Source organism: Serratia sp. H1w (genome assembly GCF_000633355.1).
Lineage (GTDB): Bacteria > Pseudomonadota > Gammaproteobacteria > Enterobacterales > Enterobacteriaceae > Chania.
Genome location: NZ_AYMQ01000050.1, coordinates 1 through 12,981, shown reverse-complemented (window position 1 = coordinate 12,981; position 12,981 = coordinate 1). Strand labels below are relative to the sequence as shown.

Annotated in this window: 10 protein-coding genes and 1 pseudogene; 8 read left to right on the top strand and 3 right to left on the bottom strand. The window is 55.5% G+C overall.

Translation table 11 applies throughout. From position 1 onward, the window contains the following. Window positions 1-11 precede the first annotated feature (11 nt). Window positions 12-2,570 (top strand): peptidoglycan glycosyltransferase/peptidoglycan DD-transpeptidase MrcA, encoded by a 2,559-nt coding sequence (gene mrcA / locus U869_RS0110745; RefSeq protein WP_025122390.1) that lies wholly within the window; start codon window positions 12-14, stop codon window positions 2,568-2,570. 47 nt (window positions 2,571-2,617) lie between these two features. On the opposite strand, the gene nudE is transcribed toward mrcA, so the two are convergent. Beyond that, complete coding sequence (gene nudE / locus U869_RS0110740) at window positions 2,618-3,172, bottom strand: ADP compounds hydrolase NudE (protein WP_025122391.1); 555 nt, start codon at window positions 3,170-3,172, stop codon at window positions 2,618-2,620. Window positions 3,173-3,619: 447 nt separating this feature from the next. On the opposite strand from nudE, the gene U869_RS0110730 reads away from it, so the two are divergent. From U869_RS0110730 to U869_RS0110705, 6 genes and pseudogenes are all read left to right on the top strand, one after another. Continuing rightward, window positions 3,620-5,758, top strand: a complete 2,139-nt coding sequence (locus tag U869_RS0110730; RefSeq protein ID WP_025122392.1) for an intracellular growth attenuator family protein — start codon at window positions 3,620-3,622, stop codon at window positions 5,756-5,758. An 84-nt stretch (window positions 5,759-5,842) separates the two neighbouring features. Further along, window positions 5,843-6,523 carry a GMP/IMP nucleotidase gene (gene yrfG / locus U869_RS0110725; RefSeq protein ID WP_025122393.1) on the top strand — a complete coding sequence of 227 codons (681 nt, stop codon included), beginning with the start codon at window positions 5,843-5,845 and terminating at the stop codon, window positions 6,521-6,523. Next, window positions 6,520-6,927, top strand: coding sequence for a ribosome-associated heat shock protein Hsp15 (gene hslR, locus U869_RS0110720; protein WP_025122394.1), 408 nt, complete (start codon window positions 6,520-6,522; stop codon window positions 6,925-6,927). The genes yrfG and hslR overlap by 4 nt, the downstream gene beginning before the upstream one ends. A 25-nt stretch (window positions 6,928-6,952) precedes the next feature. Then, window positions 6,953-7,831, top strand: a complete 879-nt coding sequence (gene hslO / locus U869_RS0110715; RefSeq protein ID WP_025122395.1) for an Hsp33 family molecular chaperone HslO — start codon at window positions 6,953-6,955, stop codon at window positions 7,829-7,831. Window positions 7,832-8,031: 200 nt separating this feature from the next. Further along, the gene (gene pckA, locus U869_RS0110710) at window positions 8,032-9,651 is read left to right on the top strand and encodes a phosphoenolpyruvate carboxykinase (ATP) (protein ID WP_025122396.1); all 1,620 of its coding nucleotides are present in this window, start codon (window positions 8,032-8,034) and stop codon (window positions 9,649-9,651) included. Window positions 9,652-9,769: 118 nt separating this feature from the next. Then, window positions 9,770-9,955, top strand: a pseudogene (locus U869_RS0110705) (plasmid stabilization protein); the annotation flags it as partial. 34 nt (window positions 9,956-9,989) lie between these two features. On the opposite strand, the gene envZ reads toward U869_RS0110705, so the two are convergent. Next, entirely contained in the window at window positions 9,990-11,360 is a 1,371-nt protein-coding gene (gene envZ / locus U869_RS0110700; protein ID WP_025122397.1) for a two-component system sensor histidine kinase EnvZ, read from the bottom strand. Then, complete coding sequence (gene ompR / locus U869_RS0110695; protein ID WP_004709363.1) at window positions 11,357-12,076, bottom strand: two-component system response regulator OmpR; 720 nt, start codon at window positions 12,074-12,076, stop codon at window positions 11,357-11,359. Before ompR ends, envZ begins: the two co-directional genes overlap by 4 nt. 376 nt (window positions 12,077-12,452) lie before the next feature. On the opposite strand from ompR, the gene greB reads away from it, so the two are divergent. Continuing rightward, a complete protein-coding gene (gene greB, locus U869_RS0110690) occupies window positions 12,453-12,935 on the top strand; it encodes a transcription elongation factor GreB (RefSeq protein WP_025122398.1) in 483 nt (160 codons plus the stop codon). The last annotated feature ends 46 nt before the right edge of the window (window positions 12,936-12,981 follow it).

The window sequence follows — 12,981 nt, the reverse complement described above, 5'->3', positions numbered from 1 at the left end:
GGAAATCTCAGGTGAAGTTCGTAAAGTATCTTTTAATCCTTGCAGTGTTTTGCATCGTGCTGGGAGCAGCCTCGATTTTTGGCTTGTACAAATATGTCGAGCCACAGCTGCCCGATGTCGCTACGCTGAAAGACGTGCGGCTACAAATCCCGATGCAGGTTTACAGCGCTGAGGGCGAACTGATCGCCCAATACGGTGAAAAACGCCGTATTCCTCTCAAGCTGGACCAAATTCCACCGGTGATGGTGCATGCCTTTATCGCTACGGAGGACAGCCGTTTCTATGATCATCACGGGGTCGATCCCGTTGGTATCTTCCGTGCTGCGTCGGTCGCGCTGGTTTCCGGCCATGCTTCGCAGGGCGCCAGTACCATCACCCAGCAGTTGGCCAGAAACTTCTTCTTGAGCCCAGAACGCACCTTGATGCGCAAAATCAAGGAAGCCTTCCTGGCGATCCGCATTGAACAGATGCTGAGCAAAGACGAAATTCTTGAGCTGTATCTGAACAAAATCTATCTGGGTTACCGCGCTTATGGCGTGGGTGCCGCCGCGCACGTCTATTTTGGCAAAGATGTCAGCCAACTGACGCTGAGCGAGATGGCTACCATTGCCGGGTTACCCAAGGCACCGTCCACCTTTAACCCGCTGTACTCCCACGATCGCTCCGTAGCGCGTCGTAACGTGGTGCTATCGCGCATGCTGGATGAGCGCTATATCACCCAGGCGCAGTACGATCAGGCCCGCAGTGAGCCTTTGGTCGCCAATTACCATGCGCCGGAAATCAGCTTCTCCGCTCCTTATCTTTCAGAGCTGGTGCGTCAGGAGATGATCAAGCAGTACGGTGAAAACGCCTATACCGACGGTTACAAGGTCTACACCACCATCACCAAGAGGCTGCAACAGGGTGCGCAGGAGGCGGTACGTAACAACATCCTCAACTACGACATGCGCCACGGCTATCGCGGACCATCAAACGTGCTGTGGAAAGTGGGTGAGCCAGCCTGGGATCAGAAACAGATAGTCGATTCCCTGAAGAACCTGCCGACCTACGGCCCGCTGTCGCCTGCGGTGATCCTCCAGGCGGATGCCGAACAGGCTACCGCCATGTTGTCCGATGGCAGCCGCATTGCGCTACCGATGTCCGGTATGCGTTGGGCTCGTCCGTTCAAGAGCGACACGGTGCAAGGCCCTACGCCGAAGCGCGTCACCGATGTGGTGCAGTCCGGCCAGCAGATTTGGGTTCGCAAGGTTAACGAGAACTGGTGGCTGTCACAGGTACCGGACGTGAACTCGGCGCTGGTGTCGCTCGATCCTAACACCGGTGCCGTCAAGGCGTTGGTCGGCGGCTTCGACTTCAACCAGAGCAAGTTCAACCGCGCCACCCAGGCGCTGCGCCAGGCAGGTTCCAACATCAAACCTTTCCTGTACACCGCGGCGATGGATAAAGGCCTGACGCTGGCCACTATCCTCAACGATCTACCGATTACCCGTTGGGATGCCGGTGCCGGTACCGACTGGCGGCCGAAAAACTCACCGCCAACCTATGACGGCCCAATCCGGCTGCGCCAAGGTCTTGGCCAATCGAAGAACGTGGTGATGGTACGTGCCATGCGTGCCATGGGCGTGGACTACGCCGCCGAATATCTGCAACGCTTTGGCTTCCCGGCACAAAACATCGTGCATTCGGAATCGCTGGCGCTGGGTTCGGCTTCGTTCACTCCAATGCAGGTAGCTCGAGGCTATGCAGTATTGGCCAATGGCGGTTATCTGATCGACCCTTACTTCATCACCAAGATTGAAGACTATGCCGGTCAGACCGTGTTTGAAGCCAAACCGAAAGTGGTGTGTGAAAGCTGCAATCTGCCGGTGATCTACGGCGATACGCGTCGTTCAGCCATGCTTTCCGACGATAACGTTGAGAACGTTGCGGTATCGCAGGAAGGCAACAATGCCAACGTGCCAATGCCACAGCTTGAGCAGGTCACCCCGGCACAGGTACAGCAGGATAACGACCAGCAATATGCACCACATGTGATCAGTACCCCGCTGTCGTTCCTGATCCGCGATGCGCTGAACTCCAACATCTTCGGCGAACCGGGTTGGATGGGGACCGGCTGGCGTGCAGGCCGCGATCTGAAACGCCATGATATCGGCGGCAAAACCGGTACCACCAACAGCTCCAAAGATGCCTGGTTCTCCGGTTATGGCCCAGAGACCGTGACATCGGTGTGGATCGGTTTCGACGATCACCGCCGCAACCTCGGCCGTGCCAGCGCTTCGGGTGCCATTCCGGATCAGATTTCCGGCGGTGAAGGCGGCGCGAAGAGTGCCCAGCCGGCTTGGGATGACTTTATGAAAGTGGCGTTGGAAGGCATTCCAGAGCAGAAAGTCACACCACCGCCGGGGATTGTCAGCGTCACTATCGACAAGAGCACGGGCAAACTGTCCAACGGGGGCGGGGGTAGCCGTTCCGAGTACTTTATCGAAGGCACTCAGCCTACGGAATACTCGGTACACGATGCCGGAACCACCCTGACAGACCCTGGTGGCGAAAGCCACGAGCTGTTCTAAAAACGACAATGGCCAGAGCAATCTGGCCATTTTTTATCTCATGCGGGTTAACGTGAACCGCGCAGGAACGCCTCTGTCAGGAACAGTGCGCTGACGTTACGCGCCTCACGAAAGTCCGGTTCCGCCAGCAGTGCCATCATGTTGGCTATCGGCCAACGCACCTGTGGCAGCGGCTCTGGCTCATCTCCTTCCAGGCTTTGCGCATAGAGATCGTGCGCCAGCACGATATTCATCTGGCTGGAAAAATAGGAAGGTGCCATCGTCAACTTGCTGAGAAAATCGAAACGCCTGGCCCCAAAACCGACTTCTTCCATCAGTTCGCGGTTAGCCGCTTCCAATACCCCTTCACCTGGATCGATCAGCCCTTTGGGGAATCCCAGCTCATAGGATTCGGTGCCGACCGCATATTCACGGATCAACAGCAAATCATCGCCGATCACCGGGACAATCATCACCGCTTCACGTTCCGAAGGGCGCATACGCTCATAGACCCGCCGTACACCGTTACTGAACTCCAGATCGACCGACTCAACGTTAAATAAACGCGAACGCGCGACCGTTTCGACTTTCAGAATTTTAGGTTTTTGCAGGTGTTTATCCATGATTGCCTCAACTAGGTTAACCGCCTGACACGCTGAATAATCAGCATCCTCAGGCCAATAACCAGGATAATAATATGCGCGTTGTGCCAGACAGCTTGGCGATCATCCGCTGGCTAAACTCGATCTTGATCACATTGTGCGTTAATGGGAACCATTACCGCAACGAGCTTAGCCTGTAATTTACTTTTTTTTAACAAACCTGGCCAGTCACCCTCCGATCGATTAAACGCGCAGCGGCAAATAGGATAAACCCGATACCCAGCCAATATCAGGGTTGCTATGCTCACACAGGTAAAGCATCGTGCGGCGAACGCCGAACGATAACCCCGAATGAGAGCCGGATAACAATTTAACGGCGGGTCATTCTATCTCTGGGCGGTTAACTCCGTATAATGATTGGCTTTGTGGTTAAGACTGGCGGTTTCATGGGCGTAGGATGAGAATAGCATGAGCACAATAGCGTTGATATTGGCCTTAGCGCTAGCCTGCCTGATCGCTGCTGGCCTCTATTTGTGGTTTAAATTCCGCCCGCGGCCAGTCTTGGCAGGTATCCTGCCGTTTGTTAAACCTACCCACCGCAAGCTGACCGCTCAAGAGCGGGCGGCGATTGAATATTACCTCAACCAACAGAACCGTTTGGGCAACAAGCTGCTGCCAGGCTCCTCTTCGCTTTCGCTGCCTTCTGTCAGGCTGGCGCTGACCGCCCAGAGCGACAACGTCTACCCGATCACCCATGCCATCACCCGCTATGGCCTGGCTAGCGATGAACCCAACAACTGGCGCTACTATCTCGACTCGGAGGAAGTTCATCTCCCCCCGTTCTGGGAGCAGTACATCAGCGCCGATAACCACGTCGAAGTGATCAAGACTCAGACGCTGCCGCTAGTGATCTCACTCAACGGCCATTCGCTGCTGGATCATATCCACGACAGCCCGCCTTCGCCGGTCGTGACCGCAGCCCCAACCAGAAACGCCTCCATCCGCAAGGAAGAGAGCGAACATATTGAGTTGATGAACATTCGCAAGGAAACGCGCGAGGAACATGCACTCAACCGGCCGAATGGCATCAAAGAAGCCACCCTCATCTCTACTGCCCTGCTGCTGCTGTTCTTCAGCCTGATCAGCCCGGTGGTGGTGATCCCCTGGATCATTCTGGTGGCGGTGCTGATGATCGCCTGGGGTTGCTGGCAGTTGCTGCGCCGCCCGACCGAAAAAGAGCTGAAAGAGGTGCACTGCCTGCGCGGTACGCCAAAGCGCTGGGGGCTATTCGGCGAGTCCAATCAAGGGCAAATCAATAATATCTCGTTGGGGATCATCGATCTGATCTATCCCCCGCACTGGCTGCCTTACCTGAGCGCGGATCTGGGGAAGACCACCAATGTGGATATTTACCTCAACCGGCAGGTGGTACGTCAGGGGCATTATCTCTCTTTGCATGACGAAGTGAAGAACTTCCCCCTGCAACAATGGGGCAAGAACGCCGTGTTGGCGGCCAGTTCGCTCGTGGTGCTGTTGTTACTGTTAATCTACATTCCACTCAGCCTGCCGGCTAAACTGAGCACCGCGTGGCTGCAAGGGGCCCAGAAAACGGAAGTCACCAGCGTTCAGGCACTGGAGGCCATCCCACTGCATATCGGCGACAGGCTGAAAATCCAGGGCAATGGGATGTGCTACGTCCCTTCTGGTAACAACAACGCCACCGCGCCAAGCTTTATGCCTTTCGACTGTTCGGGGATCTACTGGAATACCGCCACCCCGCTGCCACAGCCCGAGTCGGAAGTGATCGATAAAGCCGCTGCGCTGATGGCCAACATCAACCGGCAACTGCACCCAAGCGGTGCCGAGCAGAAAGTGAACCCGCAGTTGGCCAGTGCGATTGAAAAATCGGGCATGATCCTGCTGGACGACTTTGCGGATATCGTGTTGAAAACGCAGGATCTGTGTGGCACGCAGGCCGACTGTGTGCGCTTGAAGAACGCATTGGTCAACCTGGGTAACGTCAAGAACTGGGCCAGCCTGGTGAAACGGGCCAAATCCGGGGCGCTGGAAGGCGTTAACGTCCTGCTGCGGCCGGTCAGTGCCGAATCGCTGGAAAACCTGAGCAACGCGGCCACCTCTGCCTTTGTGGTGCGGGAAACCCGCCAGGCCGCCGCCGCCCTCAACAGCCCGCCGCCGGGCGGTTTTCTGATCACCAGTGACGAAGGCAAGCAATTGGTGGACTATCCCCTGCCCGCGCAGCCGCTGAACGAATACAACGCACTCGATCAATGGAACGAACTCCAGCGCCTTAGCAGCCTGTTGCTGCATACGCCGTTCAAGGCCAACGGGGTGATCACCAATATCTTTGTCGATGCCAACGGCACCCGGCATATCGCCCTGCACAGTGAGCCGGATATCGTGACCCTGTGGCGCTATCTTGGCACCAGCCTGCTGTTGCTAGTGTTGGTCGTTGTGCTGGGTTACAACTCCTGGCAGTTGGTGCAGCGCAGACGCAAAAACCAACACCGCCTCGCCGATATCCAGCGCTACTATGAAAGCTGCTTCAACCCGCAGCTCACTCCGCTATCCATACGCCCGACGGCGTAGCCTCCATCCCGCCAACCGCTTATACTAGGCTCTGTATGTTTTATCATCTGTGGGCTGCCACGGCCCCAGCTATGGAGTTTTTACATGGTTCCCGAGTTTGACTGGCACGATATTGATACCGTACTGCTGGATATGGATGGCACCCTGCTGGATCTGGAATTCGACAGCCATTTTTGGCTCAAGCTGGTGCCGCAGGCACTGAGTGAACAGCGTTCGATCCCCTTCGACGTGGCCAGCAAAATTATTAACGACGAATACCTGGCCGTACAGCACACCATGAACTGGTACTGCTTCGATTACTGGTGCGAACGGCTGGATCTGGATATCTACCAGATGACCAGCGAAGTCGGCAACCGTGCTCGGCTACGTGAAGATACCCAACCGTTTTTGCAGGCGCTACGCGATGCCGGGCAGCGCACCATCCTGCTAACCAACGCGCATCCACACAGTCTGGCCGTGAAGGTTGAGCACACGGGTTTGGATCGACACCTTGATTTATTACTTTCCACCCACACATTTGGTTATCCGAAGGAAGATCAGCGTCTGTGGCAGGCCGTACAGCAGCAAACCGGTTTTGATCCGCAGCGCACGCTGTTTGTGGATGATGGTGAACCCATTCTGGATGCCGCCCGCAAGTTTGGCATCCGCTACTGCCTTGGCGTACAGAACCCGGATTCCAGCATGGCGAGTAAAACTTTCCAGCGTTATCCGTCAATGAGCGACTACCGCCAGTTGATACCGGCGTTGGAGCGGAGGGAGCAATGAAAGCCAAAGCAACACCGGATGAGACCGTCCGCCTGGATAAATGGCTATGGGCCGCCCGTTTTTATAAAACCCGCGCACTGGCCCGCGACATGATCGACGGCGGCAAGGTGCACTACAACGGGCAGCGCGGCAAGCCTAGTAAAGCCGTTGAGCTCAACGCCGAAATCAAGCTGCGCCAGGGGAATGACGAGCGTACCGTCATCGTGCTGGCCCTCAACAGCCAGCGGCGCGGGGCCGACGAGGCGCAGCTGATGTATCAGGAAACCGAGGCCAGCATTGCCAACCGCGAGAAAGTGGCGCTGGCACGCAAGATGAATGCGCTGACCATGCCGCATCCGGATCGTCGCCCGGACAAGAAAGAGCGGCGCGATTTGATCAAATTTAAATTTGGCGAGCAGGAATAATCCCTCGCTGCACAGAGAGAAAACTATGTCCAACCATGACCAATTACACCGTTACCTGTTTGAGAACTACGCGGTGCGCGGTGAGCTGGTTACCGTCAGCGAAACTCATCAGCACATCCTGACCAACCACGACTATCCGGCCCCGGTGCAAAAGCTGCTGGGCGAGCTGTTGGTCGCCACCAGCCTGCTGACCGCCACGTTGAAGTTCGACGGTGACATTACCGTTCAGGTGCAAGGTGACGGCCCGCTGAAGCTGGCAGTGATCAACGGCAACAATCGCCAGGAAATGCGTGGCGTAGCCCGTGTAGAAAGCGAAATTGCGGCCGATAGCACTCTGCACCAGATGCTGGGTAACGGCATTATGGTGATCACCATCACCCCATCTGAAGGTGAACGCTATCAGGGCGTGGTAGGTCTGGAAGGCGAAACGCTGGCCGAGTGTCTGGAAGGGTATTTCCGTCAGTCCGAACAGTTGCCAACGCGCCTGTTTATCCGAACTGGCGAAGCCGAAGGCAAACCAGCGGCCGCTGGCATGCTGCTGCAGGTACTGCCAGCTCAGGATGGCAATGCCGATGATTTCGATCATCTGGTGCAATTGACCGCCACCATCAAGGATCAGGAGCTGTTCACCCTGCCGGCTAACGAAGTGCTGTATCGCCTTTACCATCAGGAAGAGGTCACGCTGTACGAGCCTCAGGATGTGATTTTCCGCTGCACCTGTTCGCGCCAGCGCTGTGCCGATGCGCTGATTACCCTGCCAGCGGAAGAAGTGGCCGATATGCTGGCACAGGATGGCAACATCGATATGCACTGTGATTACTGTGGTAATCATTATGTATTCGACTCGCTAGATATCGCCGCCCTTCATAGCGGCAATGCCGACGGTAACACCCAGCTGCACTAATCAATACCGCACTGTGACGTGCGTCGAGTTGTGACGTACGTCAGCCTCCGCCGTTTGCAGGCTTGCTTTATTCCGTGGTCTACATCTCATAACGTAACTAAAAAACGTTTAATACGTTAAATATTTGATACCTATCGCGGTTACATCGCCATGGATCCCTACAATTGTCGCCAGAAATTCTGTGATCAAGGAGTAGTGACATGCGTGTTAATGGTATAACCCACCAGGATCTAGCCGCTTATGGAATTCATAACGTTGGTGAAATCGTTCACAATCCGAGTTATGAATTACTGTTTAAGGAAGAAACGGACCCTTCTCTGCAAGGGTTTGAGCGTGGTGTAGTCACCAATCTGGGTGCCGTTGCCGTCGATACCGGCATCTTTACTGGCCGTTCGCCAAAAGATAAGTACATCGTTCGTGACGATATTACCCGGGACACCGTCTGGTGGGCCGATCAGGGTAAAGGCAAGAACGACAACAAACCTCTCAGCCCTGAAGTCTGGGCAGATCTGAAAAAACTGGTCACCGAACAGCTCTCCGGCAAGCGCCTGTTCGTGGTCGATACCTTCTGCGGCGCCAACGCAGACTCCCGCCTGAAAGTCCGCTTTATCACAGAAGTGGCATGGCAGGCGCACTTCGTCAAAAACATGTTTATCCGCCCGAGCGATGAAGAACTGCAAGGTTTTGAGCCTGACTTCGTGGTGATGAACGGCGCCAAGTGCACCAACCCGAACTGGCAGCAGCAGGGAATGAACTCGGAAAACTTCGTGGCATTCAACCTGACCGAACGCATGCAGCTGATCGGCGGCACCTGGTACGGCGGCGAAATGAAGAAGGGTATGTTCTCCATCATGAACTACCTGCTGCCACTGAAAGGCATCGCTTCTATGCACTGCTCGGCCAACGTGGGCGAGAAAGGCGACGTGGCGGTATTCTTCGGCCTGTCCGGCACCGGTAAAACCACGCTGTCCACCGATCCGAAACGCCAACTGATCGGCGATGACGAACACGGCTGGGACGACGATGGCGTGTTCAACTTCGAAGGTGGCTGCTACGCCAAAACCATCAAGCTGTCGGAAGAGGCCGAGCCAGATATCTATCACGCCATCAAGCGTGATGCGCTGCTGGAAAACGTCACCGTATTGGCCGACGGCACCGTGGACTTCAATGACGGTTCGAAAACCGAGAACACCCGCGTTTCCTATCCGATCTACCACATCCAGAACATCGTCAAGCCGGTGTCCAAAGCGGGCCATGCCACCAAGGTGATCTTCCTGACTGCGGACGCCTTCGGCGTACTGCCGCCGGTATCACGCCTGACGGCCAACCAGACCCAGTACCACTTCCTGTCCGGCTTCACCGCCAAGCTGGCCGGCACCGAGCGCGGCGTTACCGAACCCACGCCAACCTTCTCTGCCTGCTTCGGTGCTGCCTTCCTGTCGCTGCACCCAACCCAGTATGCCGAAGTGCTGGTCAAGCGTATGCAGGCGGCCGGAGCGCAGGCTTACCTGGTGAATACCGGCTGGAACGGTACCGGTAAACGTATCTCGATCAAAGATACACGCGGCATTATCGACGCCATCCTCAACGGTGAAATCGATAAGGCAGAAACCATTACGCTGCCAATCTTCGATCTGTCGATGCCAACCGCCCTGCCAGGCGTTGATCCGGCGATCCTCGACCCACGTGCCACCTATGCCAACCTGGAACAATGGGAAGAGAAGGCGCACGATCTGGCGAACCGCTTTATCACCAACTTCGACAAGTACACCGATACCCCGGCAGGCGCTGCACTGGTCAGCTCCGGTCCGAAACTGTAATAGCGTTAATTACCCCCTAAGCCAAGGCGCGAACTCCGCGCCTTTTCTATTTGCAGCGGCTAATTTGCACTTAAGGCTGATTTGTAGGGGCGCTGCATGCTGCGCCCGTTAAAAACCGGAGGAGGTACATATGGACTTAAAACAGGCGTTAATGAAGAAGCCGCCACGTTATGGATTAGGAACCTGGTTGCATCAACACTTTGCAGAATTCGGCGGCGTTGAGCTGGATATCCCACCGCGCGATGAGGATCTAGCGCGCATTGCCACCTTTAGCGATGAAAATGATGAGAACGAGAAGCCCTGACCTGGCCACAGTGCTGCGACCATAAGTCAGGATATCAGGCGTTTTCTTTGGCAGGCGGATTGCCGCTGGCAGCTTCTTTCTTTTCGATCGGTAATGGGAGATAAGCCCGGATACGCAGCCCACCGCGCTCGCTGGTGCCGATATCCAGCACACCGGCATGAGCATCGATAATACGCTGCACGATCGCCAGCCCTAACCCGGTGCCGCTGGTGCTACGCGCACTGTCACCACGCACAAAGGGTTGGAACAGGTGCTTCAACTCTTCCGGTTTGATACCAGGGCCATCATCTTCCACCTGGAACCAGCCGCGTTGCAGTTCACGCCCGCTGCTGACTTTGATCCAGCCGTTGCCATAGCGCGCCGCGTTTACCACCATGTTAACTACCGCACGTTTGATCGATAGCGGATGCACATCCACCATCAGCTCACCCGGTAGGATGTCGGTTTCAATTACCCGCTCGTAGCCGCTCTCTGCGGCCACCACTTCGCCCAGAATAGAATTCAGATCGCAAATTTCGGTCTGCATCTCCTGGCCGGTACGCAGGTAATCAATAAACTGTTCGATGATGGCGTTACATTCTTCGATATCTTTATTGATCGACTCCGCCAGATAGCCGTCTTGCTCACTCATCATTTCCGTTGCCAGCCGAATACGCGTCAACGGCGTGCGCAAATCGTGACTGACCCCTGCCATCAGCAATGTGCGGTCGTCAGCCAGCAGTTTCACCCCGGAGGCCATCTGGTTGAAGGCCCGGGTCACGGAGCGCACCTCAGAGGCACCATACTCTCGTAGCGGCGGCGGAATAATGCCTTTGCCTACCTGCAAGGCGGCATGCTCCAGCTCCACCAGGGGGCGGTTCTGAATGCGGATAAACAGCCAGGCCCCGCCTATCGCCAGCAACATAATCGCCAGGGTATAGCGGAACAGCGGCGAGAAATCGCCTTGATGGATTTCGGTCAGCGGGACGCGCACCCAGATATCCGGCTGCAACCAGGTTTTCAGCCAGACCACCGGGGAGTTTTTATTCACCTCGACGCGGACGTCGGTCGGGCCTCCCAGTTGCTGGGCCATCTGCTGACTGAGGAATTGGTAGTGTTGTGCCCAGCGCAGGCCGCTCTCTTCCGCAGCCGCATTGGTGTAGAGAGAGATGCCCAGCTCGCGGTAAATCTCGCGGCGGAACGCTGGCGGCACCTCAAGCAAGGTGCCGTCCTCCAGTTGCAGCCGATCGGTCATCAGCATACGAACTTCGTATGCCAACACCTTATTGAACTGCTGCAGGCTGGGCAGGATGGCGAAGTTAAGCACCACCAGATAGGTCGTCACTAGGCTGACGAACAGCAAGGTGACGATCAACAGCAAAGTTCGGGCAAACGAGCTACGCGGTGAAAAGCGTAATCTCCTCATGCCTTACTGCCGTCCGGGACAAAGACGTAGCCAAGACCCCAAACGGTCTGGATATAGCGTGGATGTGCCGGATCTTCTTCAACCATGCGGCGCAGGCGCGAGATCTGCACGTCGATGGAACGCTCCATCGCACTGTATTCGCGGCCACGGGCCAGGTTCATCAGCTTATCGCGCGACAACGGTTCGCGTGGATGGCTGACCAAGGCTTTCAGCACGGCGAACTCACCGCTGGTTAATGGCATAGGTTCATCTTCACGGAACATCTCGCGCGTGCCGAGGTTCAGTTTAAATTTACCGAAGGCGATTACCGCCTCTTCTTGCGAAGGCGCACCCGGCAGCTCGTTGGCCTGACGGCGCAACACCGCACGGATACGGGCCAGCAGTTCACGTGGGTTGAACGGTTTAGGGATATAGTCATCGGCACCGATTTCCAGCCCGACGATACGATCCACTTCTTCACCCTTGGCGGTCACCATGATGATCGGCATCGGGTTGCTTTGGCTGCGCAGACGACGGCAAATAGACAGCCCGTCTTCGCCCGGCAACATCAGGTCTAAGACCATCAGATGGAAAGACTCACGCGTCAGCAAACGATCCATTTGCTCAGCGTTGGCCACGCTGCGAACCTGGAAGCCCTGTTCGGTTAAGTAACGCTCTAAAAGCGCACGCAGGCGCATGTCATCATCGACGACCAGAATCTTGTGATTCTCTTGCATTGTCTGACTCCCAAAGGCTTTATTGCCTGATTCTAGACTGTGGCCCGCACTTATGCATCGCTACCGCTGGCGGTTATTTGGCAACAGCCTGTATTGTTCAAAAACTCCATCATTACTGACAGCGTTTAATGGTATATATTCTAGACGAAATTGTTACAAAGCTTATTCTTTTGCCCAAATATCAACAATTTTCACTTAAATCAGGGTCGCCGATCGGTAAAAAACTTCCCACTGGGTATGATGTACACTCTTGGCAGAAAACCGCAATGCTGGCGAATTGGCAGTGTACCTCAGGTTTATAAAAAAAACGCCACCGGATATCGTGACCGCTTTATGCGAGAATCGCCCACTTCCTGTGATTTGATGATGGATAACGATGAAAACATTGCTGATCACCCGTGAGGGTTACAACAAGCTCAAAAAAGAACTGGATTTCCTGTGGCGTGAAGACCGCCCGGAAGTGACCAAGAATGTCACCTGGGCCGCCAGCCTGGGTGACAGAAGTGAAAACGCCGATTACCAATACAATAAAAAGCGGCTACGTGAGATCGATCGCCGGGTGCGCTACCTCACCAAATGCCTTGAACAACTGAAAATTGTGGATTATTCGCCACAGCAGGCGGGCAAGGTGTTCTTTGGTGCCTGGGTGGAGATCGAAAACGACGATGGCGATACCAAACGCTTTCGCATCGTTGGCTATGATGAGATCTTTGGCCGCAGAGACTACATCTCCATCGACTCGCCAATGGCACGTGCCTTGCTGAAAAAAGAGGTGGGGGATACGGCGACGGTTGAAACCCCGGCGGGCATTGCCTACTGGACGGTCAATGAGATCGAGTATGTCAAAGACGCCGAATAATTGCCCCTCACCCTAGCCCTCTCTCTGTACAGACCGGGGACATCGT